The sequence below is a fragment of the Frankia casuarinae genome, assembly GCF_000013345.1.
Classification (GTDB): Bacteria; Actinomycetota; Actinomycetes; order Frankiales; family Frankiaceae; genus Frankia; species Frankia casuarinae.
Genome location: NC_007777.1, coordinates 2,761,181 through 2,780,247, shown reverse-complemented (window position 1 = coordinate 2,780,247; position 19,067 = coordinate 2,761,181). Strand labels below are relative to the sequence as shown.

Below are 19,067 nucleotides of genomic sequence, written 5' to 3'. Positions count from 1 at the left end.
CGTGCCGATCCGGGTGAGGCTGACCCTGCTGTTCGCGCTGGGGACCGCGATCGTGCTCGCCGTCGCTGGCGTCCTGTTCTACCTGCTGCTCCGGGTGAACCTGCGGGACTCCGTTGACGCCGACCTGCGGACCCGGTCGGATCTGCTGACGGTCAGGCTCGCCGATCGGTTTGATGCCGCCCGGCCCGGGGGCGCCGGGGGCGTTGGTCGAGCCGATGCGGCCGATCTGCTCGTGGGCGGCGGATCGATCGCCCAGGTGCTCCGGGCGGACGGGACGCCGATCGTCTCGTCGCCGGACGCCGGGTCGCGGCCGCTGCTGACCGCGGACCAGCTCGCCCGGGCCCGGGCGCAGCCGACCCTGGTCACCCGGGAAGTGCGGGCCGGCACCGGGATCAGGCCGACCGGAGATGTCCGCGTCCTGGCCGTGGCGGTGCACACGGGCCGGGCCACCATGATCGCGGTCGTCGGCACGCCGACGCACCTCACCGACAGGGCCGAGGACCGGGTCCGCAACGTGATGGTGGTGGCGACGGCTCCGACGATCGCGCTGGCCGGCCTCGCCGCCTGGCTGCTCTCGGGGGCGGCGCTGCGGCCGGTGGAGCGGATGCGCCGGCAGGCGGCCGCCATGGCGGCCGCGGAGGTGGTCGCCGCCGGTCCGGTCGCCGCCGGTGGCGGCGACCCGGTCACCGCCGGCAGGAACGGCGAGCTGGCGGTGCCCGCGACCCATGACGAGATCGCCGCTCTGGCCAGAACGATGAACGACCTGCTCCGCCGGCTGAACGCGGCCCGTGCCCGGGACCGTGCCTTCGTCGCCGACGCCGGCCACGAGCTGCGGACGCCCCTGACCGTGCTCAAGGCCGAGCTGGAGCTCGCCGCCCGTCCCGGTCGCACGCGCGAGGAGCTGATCGAGGCGATCGTCAACGTCTCGGACGAGACCGACCGGCTCATCCGGCTGGCCGAGTCGTTGCTCACGCTCGCCCGGATGGACGGTGGTCTCGTCGGACAGGGGCGGGTCGCGCTCGACGAGGTACTCACCCGCTCCGCCCGGGCAGCGACGGGCTTTCTCCAGGCGCGCGGGCTACGACTCCGGCTTGGCGTCGCCGACGCGCAGCGGCCGCTGGAGGTCCTCGGCGACGGGGACATGCTCCGGCGGGCGGTCGACAACCTGCTTGCCAACGCCGCGCGTCACGCACCCGCGGGCAGCGTCGTCGAGCTGCGGGGATGCCGCACACCGCGGCGGGTCGTCGGGCCGTGGGTGGGTGTGGACGGGCCGGGCGAGGTCGTCATCGTGCAGATCCGCGACCGCGGCCCCGGGTTCCCTCCCGAGTTCCTGCCGTACGTGTTCGAACGGTTCCGTCGCGCGGACACCGCCCGCACCCGGGACCACGGCGGTGCCGGGCTGGGTCTCGCGATCGTCGCCGCGATCATCAGTGCACACGGCGGCACCGTCGAGGCGGCCAACTGTCCGGACGGCGGCGCGGTCGTCACCGTCACCCTGCCTGCGACCGCCTGGCCTCCCGGTCCGCCGTCGGCGAGCCTGGCCTCCCGGTCCGCCGCCGGCGAGGGTGCACCGGGTCGTCCGGGTGAGCCCCGCCGTCCCGACGGGCCCGCGCGTCAGCCGTCGGCGAGGGATCTCCGGTCCCGGCGCAGGGGATGATCGGGCGGGATCTCCACGACCACGATCGGGACGCCGTCCGGATCCTCGATCCACATCTCGTCGAGTCCCCACGGCTCACGCCGCGGCTCCCGGGTGATGACGACACCCGCCGCGTTCAACCGGGCGTGTTCGGCTGCCAGGTCACGCACCTGCAGCCAGAGCCGCGCCGTCCTCACTGGTTCCCGGCCCGTGCCCGCCGGTTCCCCGTCCGCGCCCACCGGCCGTGCCGGCCGCGGCGAGCGCCCGGACACCTCCAACAGGCCCTGGCCGAGGAAGAACACCAGCCCGGGTTCCTCCGGCGGCCCGAACTCGCGGTAGACCGCCAGCCCGAGGGTCTCGCGGTAGAAGTGATGACTGCGCTGCGGATCCGTGGGCCGGAGCAGGATGCGGCTACTGAGAACCTCCATCCGGCGAGTCTGCCCCGCCTGCGGACCGCCGTCGTCACCCGCGAGGTGCTGCGGGAGGCCGAGAGCGACCCGCGGCGGCGCCCCTTCGTCCACGTCGCGTAGCGTCCCGTTGTTCCCGTTGTTCCCGGGCCCGGCGGCCGGTGCCGTCCGTCCCGGCGGGGCGGATCAGCCCTTGCTAGATTGATCGAATGTGCGAGCCCGCCGGCCGGCGTGAGCGCAAGAAGCGGCGCACCCACGACGCGCTGTCCGCGGCGGCCATCGCGCTGTTCCTCGACCGCGGCTTCGGTGCGGTGTCGGTGGCGGAGGTCGCAGCGGCGGCCGGGGTGTCGAAGCCGACGCTGTTCACCTACTTCACGAGCAAGGAGGACCTGGTCCTGCACCGGATCCTCGACCATCGTGGGGAGTTCGCCCGGGTGGTGGCGCAGCGCCCGGCGGGCAGTTCGCCGCTGGCCGCCATCGAGGAACATCTCGCCGCCGGGCTCGAGCGCCGGGAGCCGGTCACCGGTCTGAACGACGACCGCGAGGTGCTCGCCTACCACGGCATGGTCTTCTCCACCCCGAGTCTGCTCGGCAGGCTGGCCCAGCACACCGGGCAGGATGAGGATGCCCTCGCCGCCGCGCTGGCCGCGGCGGTGCCGGCGGCCGGCGAGCTCGCGGCCCGGCTGGCTGCCGCGCAGATCATCGCCGTCCGGCGGGTGCTGGCCCGGGAGAACTGGGCCCGGCTGGGGGAGGGACGGTCCGCCGCGCAGGTGTTCCCGGACGCGCTTGCCGCCGCGCATCAGGCGTTCCGCGCCCTGCGGCGTGCCCTCCCCGACTACGCCTGAGTGCCTGCCATGTCCTGACTGTTCCTTCATGATCGCGGGTTGCGGCGGGGAGTGCCGCCTTCGTCCGGATAGTATTCCTTACCGAGTTAAGAAAGGGGTGCTCGGTGATGATTGACGGCATGAACGCCGAACCGGATGCGGATCCGGTCGACCTGGCCGTCGATGTGGCTGTCGATGTGGCCGGACCGGACGCGGAGCTGGCCGCGGAACGCGAGCACCTCCGGCGCAGCCGGCGGGCGCTGGCGGGGATGCGGGCCGAGGTCGAGGGAACGGAGATTGCCGCGGGCGACGCGGTCGTGGACAAGGTGACGAACGCCTACCTGAAGCTGGCGAAGCAACGGCGGCTCGCCAGCTTCACCGAGCAGGAGCATTCGACGCCGCTGTTCTTCGGCCGGGTCGACTACGGGCCCGACGCGCCCCGGGGCCCCGGCCAGCGCTTCTACCTCGGGCGGCGGCACGTGCGCGAGGCTGCCGGGGACGATCCGCTGGTCGTCGACTGGCGCACCGAGGTCGCCCGGCCGTTCTACCGGGCGCATCCGGGCGACCCGATGGGGCTCACGGTCCGACGCAGGTTCGGCTACGACGGGGCGGAGCTCACCGCGTTCGAGGACGAACCGCTCATCCCCCGCCGCTCGGGGGCGGGGACGGCGGCGGGAGAGCCGGCGGCGGCGGGAGAGCCGGCGGGGGAGGCGACCGGGCCGGCCGGCGACCTGCTGGACCGGGAGATCGAACGGCCCCGCACCGGGCCGATGCGCGACATCATTGCGACGATCCAACCCGAGCAGGACGAGATCGTCCGGGCGGATCTCGCCGTGAGCGTGTGCGTCCAGGGCGCCCCGGGGACGGGAAAGACCGCCGTGGGGCTGCACCGGGCCGCCTATCTGCTCTACGCCCACCGTGAGCAGCTGCGGCGCTGCGGGGTACTCGTCGTCGGCCCCAACCGCGCCTTCCTCGGCTACATCGCCGCGGTGCTGCCCTCCCTCGGGGAGTTCACGGTGCGGCACAGCACCCTCGACGACGTGGTGGGCGCGGTCGCCGTGCGCGGCACGGACCCCGACGACGTGGCCGCGCTCAAGGGCGACGCCCGGATGGCGACGGTGATCCGTCGGGCGTTGCACGGGGCGATCCGCCCGCCCACCCGGCCGGTCTCCGTGGACACCCGGGTCGGCCGGTGGACGGTCGGCGCCGACGAGTTCGTGGACCTGGCCGCCGACCTGATCGCGCAGCTGGGCGCGGGCGCGTTGCGCTACGGTACCGCCCGGGCACGCCTGGCCGGCCGGATCGCCGAGTCTGTCCGTCGCCGGGCCGAGGCGAGCGGACACTTCTTCACCGACGGGGCGCTGCGCACCCTCGCCCGCGGCCGGGCCGTCCGCGAGGCCGTCGAGGCGGTCTGGCCGCGGGCCGACGCGCCGGGCCTGGTGCACCGCCTGCTCACCGACCCGGCGTTCCTGGCGTCGGCGGCCGACGGGGTGCTCACCGACGACGAACAGCGCCTGCTGCTGACCGGCGCACCGCGGGGCGGGGTCCGGACGGCGCGCTGGTCGCTCGCCGACGCGTTCTGCGTCGATGAGGCCCGGGACCTCATCGAGAGCGGACCGGGCTTCGGGCACGTGATCATCGACGAGGCGCAGGACCTCTCCGCGATGCAGTGCCGCGCGCTCGGCCGCCGCTGCGCGGACGGCTCCGCCACCGTCCTCGGGGACATCGCCCAGGGCACCACCAGCTGGGCCGCGACCTCGTGGCCGACGTTGCTGGCCCATCTCGGCAAACCCACGGCGCACCTGGAGGTGCTGACCCGCGGTTACCGGGTGCCCGCGGAGATCCTCGACTTCGCGAACCGGCTCCTGCGCCACATCGCCCCGGATCTGCGTCCGGCGACCTCGGCGCGGACCACGCGCGGCGCGCTGACGACGGCCCCAACCACCCCGCAGGGGCTCACCGCCGCGGTGGTCGACCACACCCGCCGGACCCTGCCGCACCCCGGCTCGCTGGCGATCATCGTCGCCGACCGGGAGGTGGCGGCACTCGCGGCGGCGCTGGACGCCGCGCGGCTGCCGATGCCGATCGTCCCGCTCGACGGGGACACCCCACCCGGGCGGGCCTGCCTCGTGCCCGCCTCGCTCGCCAAGGGACTGGAGTTCGACCATGTCATCGTGGTGGAACCCGCCGCGATCGTGGCGGGTGAGGCGTGGCTGTTGCAGGGGTTGCGCCGGCTCTATGTCGTCCTCACCCGCGCCGTGAGCGCCCTCACCGTCGTGCACGCCGACGCGCTGCCCGCACAGCTGCGGTGAGCGACCTCGCGGGCCCGATCCGGGTGGTTGCCGTGTCGCCACCGGACGAGTGGGAGAAACTGTCGATGTGGCAGATGAACGGAACGTTCTCGGTGGGGAACTGGAGCCCTGCGGCACCGATCCGGTGACCGGCTTCTACCGCGACGGGTGCTGCAGCACCGGTCCGGAGGATCTCGGTAGCCATACCGTGTGCGCGGTGGTCACCACCGAGTTCCTACGGCACCAGCGGCAGGTCGGCAACGACCTGTCGACGCCCCGACCCGAGTACTCCTTCCCCGGCCTGCGCCCGGGTGACCGCTGGTGCGTGGTCGCGGTACGGTGGCTGCAGGCCTATGAGGCGGGGGCCGCCGCGCCTGTCGTGCTGGCCTCGACGCACGAACGCGCCCTGGAGGTCATCCCGCTGGAGGCGCTGCGCGCCCACGCCGTTGACGTGCCCGCCGACCCACGATCACTCGGCTGACCTCGGCCGGCCCCGCCGGTCGCCGGCCCTGTCAGTCGATGATCTCGTCAGTCGATGATCTCGGGTTCGAGGCCCACGGTGAGCCAGTCGACGTAGGACAGGCCGGTGATCTCTTCGAGGCGGGCGATGTCGTCGACGAAGTACGGCAGCACGGCGCGGTGCTGCTCGGCGGTGAGCTTCGGGCGTCCGCCCTTCTGCCGCTGCAACGCGGTGAGCAGCGGACCGCGGAAGGTCCTGCGCGCGGGAACCGGGAAGTGGTGCCCGATCCGCCCGCCGGTGCGTAGCGCCGCGCGCAGCACGCTGTTCACGGGGGTGTCCGCGACGAACGGCGTGACGTTCTCGGCGGGCACCAGGTCCACCAGACCCGTCTCGACGCCGAGGAACTCGCAGACCCGGTCCAGCGTGGCGGCGGGGGAGTCGCGCAGGTCCCGGTAGCGCAGCAGCAGGACCTGGTCGCGGGAGAACAGGGTGAACAGATGGCTGAGCTGCTCCCCGTACAGGCCGAGGGAGACGTAGTGCCAGAACTGGGCCCAGCCGGCGTCCCGGCGCTCACGCTCCAGAGCACAGGCCCGGACGAAGTCACGTTCCGACTCCAGCCCCGCCGCCCACAGATGGGTCCAGTTCGAATGTGCGCGGTCGACCGGGTTGCGCAGCATGACGATGATCCGCGCCTTCGGCAGGAGCCGCCTGATCCGGTTCTGGGCGTCCAGGTCGTAGAGGTAGAACGGAGTGACCTCGCCCTTGAGCGTCCCCGCCGGAGCGGCATCGAACAGCGCTTCGTAGTCGGCCCGCCGCCACACGTGCTCCTGGTACGTCTGGGCGTCACCGGGGCCGCCCCGGGCCGGCGGCGGCCCCTGCGACAGGAAGAACTTCGGCTCCTTCACCGACGGGAGGAACAGCGCCGGGTGTCGGACGAGTGCCGCGTGCAGCGCCGTCGTTCCGGCTTTCGGCACGCCGATCACGAGGAAGTCGGGAAGGGCCATATGACGGGCGCTCCTGGACGACTGGGGTCGGTAAGCGACTGGGGTCGGTGGGCGGCCCCGGGGTACGTACCTCGCATACTCCAGTAATCCGACCGGGGACCTCAAGATAGTAGCGGTCAGGGCAGGACGGCGTGAACGGAACGTTCGTCATCCTTACCCGGCCGGTAGGGTTGCCGCGTGGTAGTGAGCAAACAGCACTTGGCGGCGACGGCCGTACCGCTCCCCGGGCTGAGGCCCGCCGTGACCGTGGTCGCGCCGCCCGGTGACGGCCCGGGGTACTGGGCCGGCGCGCCGTGCGCCATCGCGGTGGGCGGCGTATTTTACCTGGCCTATCGGCTGCGCCGTCCCGTTGGGATCGGCCGGGGCTTCGGCGTCGTCATCGCCCGCTCCACCGACGGGGAGAACTTCACCGAGATCGCCGTCGTGCCCCGGGACCCGTTCGGAGCCGAGAGCCTGGAGCGGCCCGCTCTGGTGGTGACCCCGCAGGGATCATGGCGGCTCTATGTGAGCTGCGCGGCTGCGGGCAGCCCGCACTGGTGGGTGGACCTGCTGGAGGCCGACGACCCCGCGGCGTTCGACCCGGCCCGCCGCCGTACCGTCCTGCCCGGCGATCCGGCCAGCCTCGCCGTCAAGGACCCGGTCGTGGTCCATTACGACGGGCAGTGGCATCTGTGGGCCTCCTGCCATCTGCTCGACGACCCGCTGGCGACGGACCGGATGGACAGCCGCCACGCCACGAGCCCGGACGGCGTGACCTGGACCTGGACTGGAACGGCGCTGGCGCCCCGCCCCGGCTGCTGGGACGCCCGCGGCGTGCGGATCAGTTCCGTGCTCACGGGCGGCTCCCAGCCGGTCGCCCTGTACGACGGTCGGGCCACCGCGGCGGAGAACTGGGCGGAACGCACCGGTCTCGCCGTCGGGGTGACCGTCGACCGGTTCCACGCGGTCGGCACCGAGCCGGTCGCGGTCTGTCCGGACGGGGACGGCGCCCTGCGCTACGTCAGCGTGGTCGAGCTCCCGGACGGCGGCCGGCGGCTGTACTACGAGGCCTCCCGGCCGGACGGCAGCCACGAGCTGCGCACGGAGCTGCATCCGGCCCCCTGAGCCGCCCCCGGTGCCCTGAACGCCGCCGTTTTGCCTGGTTGGCGGCATCCTGGCGGGGATGCTGCCGGTTTTAGGGAGGGGTCGCGTTTGAGGGGCCGGGTTCAGGGAGAGGTGTGGCGGCGCTCGCGACGAGGGCGTGCCCTGCCCGCGGATTTTGGGTCAGGCGATGGCCGCTCGGATGGGTTCGCGGTCGGTCAGGCCCACGCCGCCGCGCGGAGCGTCGGTCTCCCCCTTCATCTGACGGAAGATCGAGTCGTTGTCCCAGTACGCGCGCTCGGCAATGATTTTGCCCGGTTCCTGGCCGCTGAAGATGTAGAGCACAACGCCTTCGAAACGAACCGGACGACCCCGAGGGGCAATGCCGGCGAACTCGCCCTGATGTGTCCCTACCAGGGTCACCTCTCGCCAGGAGTAACCGGGGAGGTCGTATTCTCCGGTAACAGTGATGATGAAGTCCGGTAGGGCAAGGGCGAGCATTTCGTAGAAGTCCTGCACACCGCGGATGCCTTCGTAGCGGGCGTTCATCGGGACGACGTCGTAGAAGGCACGCTCGTCGCGCAGGAAGGTGTCGTAGACCTTCTTCCAATCCTTGGCGTTCTCCTGGCGGATGTGCTCCTCGATGGTCGCGCGCTGCCAGGAGATACGTTCCTCGGTAGCAATAGTGGTCATGGTCTCGGTTTCCTGGTCCTTCTCGTAGAAGGAGAATTCGTTGCGGATTCATCGTACGACAGGTCTGGACGCGGAACAGTTCGGCTCTTCGAATTACGGTGGATGTCGTAATTAGGCGGACACGCGTGGCGGGACGGCTTGGGTTGCGGGATGCAGCCAGCAGGGCCGGGTGGATCGGGACACGGCGTTGCGGCGTCCGCCATGCTGGAGCGGAACGTGCCGCCCGCACCGGTGATGATCGCGACTGTCAGGTCCCTGTGCGGCCCTTGCCGGCTTCTATCGTGACGGGTGACGCCAGGGCTCGGGGGCGCGCGTGCCCGCGGGTTCGCCCGGTCGGCGGGGGAGGTGGGGGTGGTGCGCGAGATCGCCGGCACCCTGCGCCGGTGGCGGGCGGCGGGCACCGCGTTCGCGGTGGCCACGGTCGTCGATGTCCGGGGCAGCGCGCCGCGCCAGCCGGGCGCGGCGATGGCTGTGGCTGCCGATGGCGAGGTCGTCGGCAGTGTGTCCGGCGGCTGCGTGGAGGGCGCCGTGTACGAGGCGGCCGCCGAGGTGGTCCGCACGGGGACGCCGGCCTTCGAGACCTATGGGATCCGCGATGACGACGTGGCCGCCGTCGGACTTACCTGCGGCGGCGTCATCGATCTGGTTGTTACGCCGCACCTGCCGCACCTGCCGCACCTGCCGCACCTGCCGCACCTGCCGCACCTGCCGGACGTGTCAGATCTGTCGCCCCCGCCGGGTCAGTCGGACCCGGGGCCATTGCCGCTCGACGCGGTCCTTGCGGCGATCGCCGCCGACGAGCCGGTGGCGCTGCTGACCGTGGTCGGTGGCGAGCGGCTGGGCAGCCAGGTCGCGGTGTGGCCGGAGCGGACCGCCGGTTCGTTCGGTTCGTCCGGGTGCGAGGTGACCGGGTGCGAGGTGACCGCGGTCGACGACGCCCGTGGCATGCTCGCGGCCGGGCTCAGCGGCCTGCGTCACTACGGTCTCCACGGGCAGGGGGGTCTCCACGGGCAGGGGCGACTCGACGCGGTACCGGTGTTCGTCTGTTCGTTCGCGCCGCCGCCGCGGATGCTGGTCTTCGGGGCGATCGACTACGCCGCCGCGGTGGTCCGCATCGGGCGTTTCCTCGGTTACCGGGTGACGGTGTGCGACGCGCGGCCGGTCTTCGCCACTCCTCGCCGTTTCCCCGACGCCCACGAGGTGGTATGCGAGCGACCGGCGGCGTTCCTCGCCCGCACCGAGGTCGACGCGCGCACGGTGATCTGCGTCCTCACCCACGACCCCAGATTCGACCTCCCGGTGCTGCGCGCGGCGCTGCGCTCCCCGGCCGGATACGTCGGGGCGATGGGGTCGCGGCGCACCCACGCCGACCGGCTGCGCCGGCTGCGCGAGGACGGGGTGAGCGAGTCCGACCTGGCCCGGCTGCGCTCACCCATCGGACTGGATCTGGGTGCGCGCACGCCCGAGGAGACGGCCGTCTCCATCGCCGCGGAAATCATCCAGAACCGGTGGGGCGGGAGTGGCCGCCCGTTGCGAGCCACCCGCGGCCGCATCCACGCCGAATCCGGTGATCCCGGCGGTGCCGGCGGTGCCGGCGGTGCCGCGGACGGACGCCCGAGGACAGCAAGATAATCAACGGTGTTGACGAGCATCCACACCCAAGATCATAAAAGAACAAAGCAACGCTCCCAGCCCCGGTCGGTGGTGCCTGAGTCGCGGCCAGAGTCAAACTCGGGGGTGAGACGCCAGGGTCGAAGGGGCCGTGGCGGGAGCCGGCCGGAGGAGTGGCGTACGTGCGTATCGCGATGTCGCTGGGGTACAGCGGAGGTTTCGAGGAGACCGTCTCGGGGCTCGCCGACTACGAGAAGGCCGGGCTCCAGGTCGTCCAGGTCGCCGAGGCCTACAGCTTCGACGCGGTCAGCCAGCTGGGGTTCCTCGCCGCCCGGACCTCACGCGTCGAGATCGCCTCGGGGATCATGCAGCTCTACACGCGCACCCCGAGCCTCATCGCGATGACCGCCGCGGGCCTCGACTTCGTCTCGCGCGGGCGGTTCACCCTCGGGATCGGCGCGTCGGGGCCGCAGGTCATCGAGGGTTTCCACGGCGTCCCCTACGATGCCCCGCTGGGCCGGACCCGCGAGACCATCGAGATCTGCCGGAAGGTCTGGCGCCGGGAGGTCCTCGAGTACCACGGCCATCACTACGACATCCCGCTCACCGCGGGGCGGGGGACCGGCCTCGGCAAGCCCTTGAAGATCATTAATCGACCGGTGCGGGACCGGATCCCGATCGTGCTGGCCGCGCTCGGTCCGAAGAACGTCGAGCTCGCCGCCGAGCTCGCCGAGGGTTGGATGCCCGCCTTCTACCTGCCGGACAGCGCGGACGAGGTGTGGGGCGAGGCGGTGCGGGCCGGTACGGCCAAGCGGGACCCGGCGCTCGGCACCCTGGACGTCTGGGCCGGGGCGTCCCTGGCCGTCGGCGACGACGTCACCGCGCTGCGCGACACCGACCGGCCGCAGCTCGCGCTGTACATGGGGGGCATGGGCGCGCGGGGCCGCAACTTCTACAACGACCTGGCTCACCGCTACGGCTACGCCGCGGAGGCGAAGCTTGTCCAGGACCTCTACCTCGCGGGTCGTAAGGAGGAAGCCGCCGCCGCGGTGCCGGCCGGCCTGCTGGAGAGGCTCTCCCTGATCGGGCCGCGCGGCTGGGTGGCCGAACGGCTCGCCGTGTTCGCGGAGTCCGGGGTCACGACGCTCGCCGTCAATCCGGTGGCGCCGACGCACCTGGAGCGGGTGCGTCTCATCGAGCAGATCCGCGAGCTCGCCGACGGCCTGTGAGGTGCCGACGGCCCGCGGCGACCCGTGCGGGGCGGCGAGCCGCGACGGCCCCGGCGGAACCGCCCTGCCCCTGATGCTGCCCTGCCCCTTGTGCCCTCCTCGACTTGTGCCCTCCTCGACTTGTGCCCTCCTCGACTTGTGCCGTCCTCGACTTGTGCCGTCCTCGGCACATCGTGTGATCAGCTCATGCCGGACGTGGTGAGGTCGTAGACCGTCTGCCCGCCGACCGTGGTGGCGGTGAAATGCGCCGCCACCCAGGCGGCGATCTCGTTGCCAGAGGTGGAGTTCCGCCCCCCGCCCATCCCGGTCCCGCCGGCAACGAAGTAGTGGATCTTGCCTTCGCTGACCCACTGCTCGAACTGCGCCAGCGTCGGTGCCGGGTCGCTGCCGTCCCATCCGCCGATCGCGATGACCGCCTTACCGCTGCTGAGCTCCAGCTCGGCGGCGGTGGTCGCACCGCCGGTGGTGGCGGCAGCCCAGGTCGTGGTGCTCGTCCTGAGCAGCGCGACCAGAGCCGTGCTCCCCGTGCCCCTTGCCACCGGCGAGTCGCTGGAGGAAGCGGAGGAACCGCTGGACGAGCCGCTGGACGAGCTCGGTGGGGTTCCACCCGGAGCGCCGGAGGGCAGGCCGCCGCCCGCCGCGGCCCCGCCCGGCCCACCCCCGGCGCCGCCGGCCGTGGCGGCCACCGCGGGACCGGAGATCGGGATGGAGCCGCTGTGCGGGTTCGCCGCGGTGGCAAGCGCATAGGCCGAGGTGCCTGCCGAGGCGCTGATCACGGTCGCTGCCGCGAGCACGGCGGTGATCCTGGTGAGCCGGGCGGCACCGGCCACCAGCGCGACGGCCACCAGCACGCTCGCCGGGAGGATGATCCAGCGCAGCACGGGCAGCCAGGAGGCCACCCGGTCCAGCAGGACGAAGCCCCACAGCCCGGTCACCGCGATCATCGCGGCCAGGGTGGCGCGGTGCGAGATCCGCGCCCGTCCACGCCAGCACACGGTTCCACCGGACGCGACGAGCGCGGCGACGGCGGGGGCGAGGGCGACCGTGTAGTAGGGGTGGGTGATGCCGCTCATGAAGCTGAACACCAACCCGCTGACCAGCAGCCAACCGCCCCAGAGCACGAGCGCAGCCCGGGTCGGGTCGGTGCGCGGCGTCCGCCGGGTGAACCACAGGCCGGCCACGAGAACGATCAGCGCGGCGGGCAGCAGCCAGGAGATCTCCGCCCCCATGCTCGCCCCGAACAGCCGGGTGATGCCGGTGGCGCCACCGAAACCGGTAGTCATACCCCCACCCCCGCCACCGCTGGCGCCACCACCGGCGGAGCCACCGAAGATGCGGCCGAGGCCGTTGTAGCCGATCGCGAGCTCCAGCAGGCTGTTGTTGGTGGAGCCGCCGATGTAGGGGCGTGACGAGGCCGGCCACAGCTCGACCAGGGCGAGGTACCAGCCGGCCGAGACGACGATCGCGGCCACGGCGCCGGCGAGGTGCGCGAGCCGTCGGCGCAGACCGGTCGGCGCGGCCGTCAGGTACACCAGGCTGAGGGCCGGGACGACCAGGAACGCCTGCGCCATCTTGGTGAGGAAGCCGAAGCCCACGCAGGTGCCGGCCAGCAGCAGCCACCGCAGGCTCGCCCGTTCGGTGGCCCGGACCGTGCAGTAGGCGGCGGCGACGAGCAGCAGCACCAGCAGCGCGTCCGGGTTGTTGAACCGGAACATCAGCACCGCGACCGGGGTCAGCGCGAAGGCGGCGCCGGCGAGCAGGCCAGCGGCGGCACCGGAGGTCCGGCGCACCGTGGCATACAGCAGCCCCACCGCGGCGACGCCCTCCAGCGCCTGCGGTGCCAGCACGGTCCAGCTCGAGAACCCGAAGGCCCGGGCGAACAGACCGGAGACCCACAGCGAGGCCGGCGGTTTATCGACCGTGATGGCGTTGCCGGAGTCCAGCGAGCCGAACAGCAGCGCCTTCCAGCTGTGCGTGGCCGCCTGGGTGGCGGCGGCGTAGAAGCCGTTGCCGTAGCCGGACGCGCTGAGGTCCCACAGGTAGAGGACCGCAGTCGCCGCCAGCAGGGCCAGCAGCGACGGCCGGATCCACGCGGGGTCGCCGGCCGGGCCGCGTACCAGGCGGCCGATCCGGCCGCGGGGCCGGGAAGGCGGGGGCGGACCGGATGGGTGGCCCGCGGGATGCCGCACGGGCACGTCCGCGTCGGGTGCGTTCACGAGGGGGGAAACGATGGTCATCTCGAAGGCCGTCTCGGGACCGGGAAGTACGTCATGGGTAGACGATCGGTCCGGCGGCTTCGCGGATCCTGTGCCCTTACTGTGTGAATCCTGTGCGCTACGCGGATCCTGTGCCTTTACTGTGCGGGCCCCGTGCCCTGTGTTGTGCCTGTCCGGGTGCGGCATGCGCCGAGATGACTCTTACGTCACGGTAGAGTTGTCGGCGTGAGCGGATCGCGGTGGGCGTATCCTGACGGCCCCGCCGTCACCGACGGTCTGACCATCGGTGCCACGCGTGAGCATATCGCGGCGGCTCCAGCGGCGGATCTACCGGCGGCCGATCCGTACCCGTCCCGGTCCCGCGGCCGGATCAACGCGCTGTGGACGATCGTCGACCAGGTCGTGTCCAGTGGCACCAACGCGGCGATCAACTTCATCATCGCCCGCCGGGTCGACCCGACCGAGTTCGGTGCGTTCGCGATTGCCTACACGATCTTCGCGATCGTCGTCGGCCTGTCGCGCGCCGCTGCCACGGCGCCCCTGGGGATCAGCTATGCTGCCGCCGCCCCAGCCGCGTTCCGCACCGCCGCTCGCGCCGCGTCCGGCCTGGCCCTGGTACTCGGTGCCGTCGTGGGCGCCGGCCTGATGGCGGTCGGTGGCGTCCTCAAGGGCGTGGTCGGGACGAACCTGATCGCGATGGGTGTGGTCATGCCGGCCCTGCTGGTGCAGGATGCCTGGCGCTACACGTCGTTCGCCCAGGGACGTCCCCTCCGCGCCGTCGTCAACGATCTCGTCTGGGCTGCCGGGATGGGCGTGGGCATCGTCCTGCTGGCCATCGGCGGGCCGGATGCGGCCGGCGGCGCGCCGGTGATGGTCCTCGTCTGGGGTGCCGCCGCGGCGCTGGCCGTGCTGGTCGGCATCGGGCAGCATCGGGTCTGGCCCGCCCCGCGGCGGGCGCTCGCCTGGTTCACTGGTCACCGCGAGACGACCGGCTTCATGACCGCCGAGTTCGTGACGGTCCAGGGGGCGCAGCAGACGTCGACTCTGATCATCGCCGCGGTCGGCTCGCCGGCGCTCGTCGGTGCTCTGCGCGGTCTGCAGACCCTGCTCGCCCCCACGACGAACCTGGCCGTCGCGTTGATGAGCTTCGCGATCCCCGAGTTCGCCCGCCGCAGGGGTGCCCCGGCCCGTCGGATCATCCGCGCCGCCTACGTCGTGTCCGCGCTGGTGGTCGCCTCCAGCGTGCTGTGGACCCTCATCTTCCTGATCCTCCCCGACGATTTCGGGACGGCCCTGCTGGGCGATACCTGGAGCCAGACCCATGAACTCCTTCTCCTCGCGATGATCGCGCAGGCCGGGCCGGCGCTGGCGGTGGGACCGGCCGCCGTGCTCTACGCCTTCGGCCGGACCAGACTCACCTTCTGGATCAATCTTTTCTTCACGCCCTTCCTGCTCGCCGGCCCGGTCACGGGCCTTCTCCTCGGCGGAGCCAAAGGGGTGATCATCGGTAACATCATTGTGTTCTGGGCGACGATCCCGCCCTGGATTTACCAGCTCCACAAGCAGGCCCATGCCGTCGACCGTGGGTGACCTCCCCGCCCGCGCGGATTCCCGAGCCCGGGCGTGGTACCCGGCGGCGGACGAAGGTGGGGGCCCGGCCGGGGTCATTTCCCTGATCTTGGATCTGGCAGGCATGATGAGCGGGATCTGAACGGCCGGACCGCACCGGGCCGGGCGTGTGAGGCCCTGACCTTCCCCGGGAAGGTACATCGCGGGATCGAGGGGGAGTGGCGACCTATCTGCTCGGCCTTGGTTCCGCGGTGTGTTTCGCGGTGGCCGCGGTGATCCAGCAGCGGGTTGCCTTCCGGGCGCCGCCCGATGACGTCCTGCGGCTGCGGCTGCTGCTGTGGTTGGTGCGGCGACCGTGGTGGGATGTCGGGGTCGCCGTCGCGGTGATCGGCAGTGTGCTGGCCGCGGCGGCGCTGAGCCGGGGCGCGGTGGCCCTCGTCGAATCCCTGCAGATCTGCCAGCTACTGTTCGCCCTGCCGCTCGCCGCCCTGCTGGCGCAGCGGGCGGTGCCGCGCCGCGACTGGGCGGCGGCCGCGGCGACGGCCAGTGGCCTCGTGCTCTTCCTGATCGCCGGAGATCCGCATCCGGGCGATCCGGGGGCCGTCTCGACGTTCGGCTGGGTCCTCGCCGGCGCGGTGGTCGGCGGGCTGGTGTGCGGTGCGGTGTGGGGGACGCGGCGGCTCGCCGCCGCCCGGCGGGCCCCGATGCTGGCCACGGCCGTGGGCCTGCTGTCCGCGACGCAGGCCGCCCTGACCAGCAGCATCGGTCACCTGCTGACCACCCGCGGGATCGATGCGGTCCTGGTGTCCTGGCAGCCCTGGTCGGTCGTGGCCACGGCGATCGTCGGTGCGTTGCTGCTGCAGAGCGCCTACGAGATGGCCCCGCTGCCGGCGTCGCTGCCCGCCGCGGTGAGCAGCGAGCCGCTGGCCGGGGTGGTGATCGGGGTGGCCCTGCTGGGCGGCGACCTGCGGCTGGCGCCCCTCGCGTTGGTCGGTGAGGTGCTCGGCCTGGCCGTGATGGTCACGGGTGTCCGTACGCTGGCGACGTCTCCGCTGATCACCGGGCAGATGTCGCGGCTGGTGGCGAGGCAGGCCCAGGGGCGGCTGTCCCGGCTGGAGGAACAGGTGCACCATGACCTGGAACGGCTGCGCGCCGACCTGCGCCGCAGCCGGCGGGCCGGCGTCCCGGGGCCGGCGTTGCGACGCGCGCGTCGCCGGCTGCGCCGGGACCTCGACCGCATCGGCGCGGAGCTGGCGAGCCTCGTGGACGAACGGCACCGGTTCGACGATCGGATGCGGCCGGTCGCCGGGCAGGTGGGCTCGAACGGGTCCCGATCGGGGGAGCGGGGCCTGCTGGGGGACGACGCCGTGCCGGAAAGGGAACTGCTCGCCGCGCGACGTGCTCTCGACACCCGGGCGGACGAGCTTCGCCGGCGGGCGGATCGACTGCGCGGTGAGGCCGGTGCCGTCCTGGCTCAGAGGAATCATGCGCGATAGTCAGTCGACCGGGACCTGCCCGCGGGCGTGGCCGGGAGCCGAGTATCACCAGCCTCGGCGAGTGAGTGCCAGCGGCGCGCGAGGGCGCGGCCGACCACGAAGATCAGCAGCTCGGTGAGCAGGTGCCAGATGAAGTGCGTGCCGATCGGGAAGGACCCGCAGGCCTCCTCGTCGATCGTGCGGGCGAGCAGGCCTGCCGAGAACACCCCGGCGGCCGTCGCGAAGTCCCGCCAGTACCTGGACCGGTCCTCATGGTGTGACCCGTACAGTGCCACGGTCAGCCCGATCATGAGCAGCAACACCGGCACGTACGGTGCGGAACGGTTGGGGATCTGGCTGCCGAGGAGGGCGATGAACGCGGCGGTCACACAGGCGAACCCGGCCACGCCGGCCAGGCACCACGTCCAAGGCAGCCGGTAGAACCAACGCAGGAAACTTCCGACATAGATGAACACGAACAGGCCGATGGGCGCGATGTCCAGAACCTGGGCCCACCTGGTCGCCAGCGTGTGGAACGCGAAGCTGCCGACCCCGATCAGCACCGCGAGCGGCGGCATGAACGCGACGCTGGCCGGCACGCCGCTATGGCGCCGCAGGAGGCGCCATAGCGCGAACGCCGCGGTGAGATACGCGAGGTTGCTCACCGCGTCGAACTGCCGGACCGCGTTGTACGCCCCGGCCCCGGCGCCTGCCTGGTGCGGCGGCAGGTTGTGGGCGGCGCGGCCGCGGCGAGCGTTGGCCAGATGGCGGCGTTGGCTGTCCCGACCAGCCCGGCGCCCACCAGAAACACGGCGACCGGCGAAGTCAAGCCCTGCTGGCCTACCAAGGGCTGACCTGCGACGCTGTGTCGCTGGGCGGCATGCCAGCGATCAATGGCCCTATCCGCCCAGTCCATTGTGACTACACGCCCTGGCGTGCAAGGCTGCACAGCGATCTTGTGCGACAACCAGGGTTGTCGTTGCAGTGGCGACAACTATGGTTGTCGCATGGCGGACGATGCGCTCATGGCCACGCTCGGCGAGTTGGCGGACGCGAGCGAACGCGCACGGTCGATCGAAGCGGAGATTCGGACACTCGCGGCGCGGGCGGCGGCCGAGGGCGCGAGCTACGGGGACATCGGCCGCGCTCTGGGGATCACGCGGCAAGGAGCGCGCAAGCGGTTCCCGCGCCTGGTCGCCACCCCACCTGTAGCGACAACCTCCGTTGTCGCTACAGCGGCGCCGGCTGGAAGCCGACCCCCGGAGGATCTCATCGGCGGACCGCCAGCCTCGACGCCAGAGGCGACAACCGTCGTTGTCGCGCCCGGGGCGGCGGCAGACTCCGTGGCTCCGGCGAAACGACCGACCGGCAAGCCAGAACGGACACCGGCCCCGTCCGCGCCTCGCACAGGTTCGACAACCACAGTTGTCGAGCGTGCGGGCGCATCCACGGCGGACCGAACCGGCGGCCCGGAGGATGCCGCCGGGCGGCCCGCCACCTCCCGGCGGCAGAAGGCGGCGGACCAGCCGCGTGCGCGGGCAGGCTCGCTGCCGTCCGCGATGGATGCTGCGGTGGCCGCTGTCGCGGCCATGACCGAGGACACCGGATACACCCTGGTACGGATCGAGACCGGCTACCGCGTCCTCGTCGATGGCGTGGAGTCCGGCACCCTGCGCCCCGACTACACGGGCACCACGAGGAACCGGCCGCGCGGATGGCTCCCGAAGGCTCCCGGTCTCGTCTCCGTCTTCCCGCCAGGACGCAGCTACCGGACTCGCGACGAAGCCGTCACGCACCTCCTTGCCGACCTGCGCCACCAGGGGGAGCAGCGGCGAGGCAGGCAGAGGAAGCCGCGGCTATGACCGAAGGTGGGAGTGGTCGGGCAGATGCCGACCGCTCCCACCTCGGGAAGGCGGACGACGGACCGCCTTTGCGGCGCTGAGGTCCGGTCTCGGTCCGCGTGGGAAGTCGGTAGTCGGACTTCGGCTCACCGCGCGGCCAAGGTCCGACTACAGCCCGAGTCCTTGCCGGAGCGCGTCCACGGCGAGGCGTCGGTGGGAGATGGCGTTCTTCTGGTCGCTGGTCATCTCGGCGAAGGTCAGGTTGCCACCGTCCGGCGCGAAAATCGAGTCGTAGCCAAAGCCTCCCTGCCCCCGCCGTTCGGTGGTCAGCACGCCTTGTAGCGTGCCGGTGAAGACGCGGACGCCGTCAGCGTCGGCGTAGCCGAGCGCCGTGGTCACCGTGGCCGTGCGGTCAGTGACCGACGCGGCCATATCGAGCAGACCTTGAGCGCCCACCGAGTCGAGGAACCAGGCGACCAGTGCGCCCGGCAGCCCGTTCCAGGCGCTCAGGGTTAGGCCGGTGTCATCGACTAGCACCGGGCTGTGCAGCTTTGAATAGGCGTCCTCGGCCTTTCGTCGCACCACTTTTTCGACGTCGAGGGACTGAATCTCGATCAGGTCTTCCTTGACGGCCTTGACCTCGATTCCGAGAAGCGCGGCGTACTCCCGGGCCTTCCCTTCGTTGCCGGTGATCAGAGAGACATGGTCGATCATCTTTTCTACCTTCCGCG

Annotated in this window: 16 protein-coding genes; 10 read left to right on the top strand and 6 right to left on the bottom strand. The window is 72.1% G+C overall.

The window, feature by feature from the left end; translation table 11 throughout:
• Nucleotides 1-13: 13 nt before the first annotated feature.
• Complete coding sequence (locus FRANCCI3_RS12060; RefSeq protein WP_308726795.1) at nucleotides 14-1,657, top strand: sensor histidine kinase; 1,644 nt, start codon at nucleotides 14-16, stop codon at nucleotides 1,655-1,657.
• Here FRANCCI3_RS12060 and FRANCCI3_RS12055 read toward each other — a convergent pair.
• Nucleotides 1,615-2,064 (bottom strand): VOC family protein, encoded by a 450-nt coding sequence (locus FRANCCI3_RS12055; protein WP_011436811.1) that lies wholly within the window; start codon nucleotides 2,062-2,064, stop codon nucleotides 1,615-1,617. The genes FRANCCI3_RS12060 and FRANCCI3_RS12055 overlap by 43 nt on opposite strands.
• A gap of 188 nt (nucleotides 2,065-2,252) precedes the next feature.
• On the opposite strand from FRANCCI3_RS12055, the gene FRANCCI3_RS12050 reads away from it, so the two are divergent.
• From FRANCCI3_RS12050 to FRANCCI3_RS12040, 3 genes are all read left to right on the top strand, one after another.
• A complete protein-coding gene (locus FRANCCI3_RS12050) occupies nucleotides 2,253-2,888 on the top strand; it encodes a TetR family transcriptional regulator (protein WP_011436810.1) in 636 nt (211 codons plus the stop codon).
• 119 nt (nucleotides 2,889-3,007) lie between these two features.
• Complete coding sequence (locus tag FRANCCI3_RS12045; RefSeq protein ID WP_035958256.1) at nucleotides 3,008-5,179, top strand: HelD family protein; 2,172 nt, start codon at nucleotides 3,008-3,010, stop codon at nucleotides 5,177-5,179.
• Between the two features lie 67 nt (nucleotides 5,180-5,246).
• Nucleotides 5,247-5,639, top strand: a complete 393-nt coding sequence (locus FRANCCI3_RS12040) for a DUF2237 family protein (RefSeq protein WP_011436808.1) — start codon at nucleotides 5,247-5,249, stop codon at nucleotides 5,637-5,639.
• 47 nt (nucleotides 5,640-5,686) lie between these two features.
• Here the strand turns inward: FRANCCI3_RS12040 and FRANCCI3_RS12035 are convergent, their stop codons facing one another.
• Complete coding sequence (locus tag FRANCCI3_RS12035; RefSeq protein WP_011436807.1) at nucleotides 5,687-6,622, bottom strand: sulfotransferase family protein; 936 nt, start codon at nucleotides 6,620-6,622, stop codon at nucleotides 5,687-5,689.
• A 177-nt stretch (nucleotides 6,623-6,799) separates the two neighbouring features.
• Here FRANCCI3_RS12035 and FRANCCI3_RS12030 point away from each other — a divergent pair, with 177 nt between their 5' ends.
• On the top strand, nucleotides 6,800-7,726 hold the full coding sequence (locus tag FRANCCI3_RS12030; RefSeq protein ID WP_011436806.1) for a hypothetical protein: 927 nt from the start codon (nucleotides 6,800-6,802) through the stop codon (nucleotides 7,724-7,726).
• 159 nt (nucleotides 7,727-7,885) lie between these two features.
• Here FRANCCI3_RS12030 and FRANCCI3_RS12025 read toward each other — a convergent pair whose 3' ends face one another.
• Nucleotides 7,886-8,395 carry an ester cyclase gene (locus FRANCCI3_RS12025; protein ID WP_011436805.1) on the bottom strand — a complete coding sequence of 170 codons (510 nt, stop codon included), beginning with the start codon at nucleotides 8,393-8,395 and terminating at the stop codon, nucleotides 7,886-7,888.
• 354 nt (nucleotides 8,396-8,749) lie between these two features.
• Between FRANCCI3_RS12025 and FRANCCI3_RS12020 the strand changes: the two genes are divergently transcribed.
• Both FRANCCI3_RS12020 and FRANCCI3_RS12015 read left to right on the top strand, forming a co-directional pair.
• A complete protein-coding gene (locus FRANCCI3_RS12020; RefSeq protein ID WP_011436804.1) occupies nucleotides 8,750-10,027 on the top strand; it encodes an XdhC family protein in 1,278 nt (425 codons plus the stop codon).
• 161 nt (nucleotides 10,028-10,188) lie between these two features.
• The gene (locus FRANCCI3_RS12015) at nucleotides 10,189-11,235 is read left to right on the top strand and encodes an LLM class F420-dependent oxidoreductase (protein ID WP_023840291.1); all 1,047 of its coding nucleotides are present in this window, start codon (nucleotides 10,189-10,191) and stop codon (nucleotides 11,233-11,235) included.
• 179 nt (nucleotides 11,236-11,414) lie between these two features.
• On the opposite strand, the gene FRANCCI3_RS12010 is transcribed toward FRANCCI3_RS12015, so the two are convergent.
• Nucleotides 11,415-13,472, bottom strand: a complete 2,058-nt coding sequence (locus FRANCCI3_RS12010; protein WP_011436802.1) for a glycosyltransferase family 39 protein — start codon at nucleotides 13,470-13,472, stop codon at nucleotides 11,415-11,417.
• 204 nt (nucleotides 13,473-13,676) lie between these two features.
• Between FRANCCI3_RS12010 and FRANCCI3_RS12005 the strand changes: the two genes are divergently transcribed.
• Nucleotides 13,677-15,041 (top strand): membrane protein, encoded by a 1,365-nt coding sequence (locus FRANCCI3_RS12005; RefSeq protein WP_011436801.1) that lies wholly within the window; start codon nucleotides 13,677-13,679, stop codon nucleotides 15,039-15,041.
• 197 nt (nucleotides 15,042-15,238) lie between these two features.
• Nucleotides 15,239-16,516, top strand: coding sequence for a DMT family transporter (locus tag FRANCCI3_RS23465; protein ID WP_011436800.1), 1,278 nt, complete (start codon nucleotides 15,239-15,241; stop codon nucleotides 16,514-16,516).
• Here FRANCCI3_RS23465 and FRANCCI3_RS11995 read toward each other — a convergent pair.
• Nucleotides 16,504-17,160, bottom strand: a complete 657-nt coding sequence (locus FRANCCI3_RS11995; RefSeq protein ID WP_011436799.1) for a ceramidase domain-containing protein — start codon at nucleotides 17,158-17,160, stop codon at nucleotides 16,504-16,506. The two genes, FRANCCI3_RS23465 and FRANCCI3_RS11995, sit on opposite strands and share 13 nt — an antisense overlap.
• Nucleotides 17,161-17,502: 342 nt before the next feature.
• On the opposite strand from FRANCCI3_RS11995, the gene FRANCCI3_RS11990 reads away from it, so the two are divergent.
• Nucleotides 17,503-18,357 (top strand): hypothetical protein, encoded by an 855-nt coding sequence (locus FRANCCI3_RS11990; protein ID WP_023840294.1) that lies wholly within the window; start codon nucleotides 17,503-17,505, stop codon nucleotides 18,355-18,357.
• Between the two features lie 147 nt (nucleotides 18,358-18,504).
• Here the strand turns inward: FRANCCI3_RS11990 and rdgB are convergent, their stop codons facing one another.
• Nucleotides 18,505-19,050, bottom strand: a complete 546-nt coding sequence (gene rdgB / locus FRANCCI3_RS11985; protein WP_011436797.1) for an RdgB/HAM1 family non-canonical purine NTP pyrophosphatase — start codon at nucleotides 19,048-19,050, stop codon at nucleotides 18,505-18,507.
• Nucleotides 19,051-19,067 lie beyond the last annotated feature (17 nt).

Coding starts and splice junctions, on each gene's coding strand:
- FRANCCI3_RS12050 (WP_011436810.1), top strand. CDS start 2,253: ATGTGCGAGCCCGCCGGCCGGCGTGAGCGCAAGAAGCGGCGCACCCAC.
- FRANCCI3_RS12045 (WP_035958256.1), top strand. CDS start 3,008: ATGAACGCCGAACCGGATGCGGATCCGGTCGACCTGGCCGTCGATGTG.
- FRANCCI3_RS11990 (WP_023840294.1), top strand. CDS start 17,503: ATGGCGGACGATGCGCTCATGGCCACGCTCGGCGAGTTGGCGGACGCG.
- FRANCCI3_RS12035 (WP_011436807.1), bottom strand. CDS start 6,622: ATGGCCCTTCCCGACTTCCTCGTGATCGGCGTGCCGAAAGCCGGAACG.
- FRANCCI3_RS12055 (WP_011436811.1), bottom strand. CDS start 2,064: ATGGAGGTTCTCAGTAGCCGCATCCTGCTCCGGCCCACGGATCCGCAG.
- FRANCCI3_RS12025 (WP_011436805.1), bottom strand. CDS start 8,395: ATGACCACTATTGCTACCGAGGAACGTATCTCCTGGCAGCGCGCGACC.
- rdgB (WP_011436797.1), bottom strand. CDS start 19,050: ATGATCGACCATGTCTCTCTGATCACCGGCAACGAAGGGAAGGCCCGG.
- FRANCCI3_RS12010 (WP_011436802.1), bottom strand. CDS start 13,472: ATGACCATCGTTTCCCCCCTCGTGAACGCACCCGACGCGGACGTGCCC.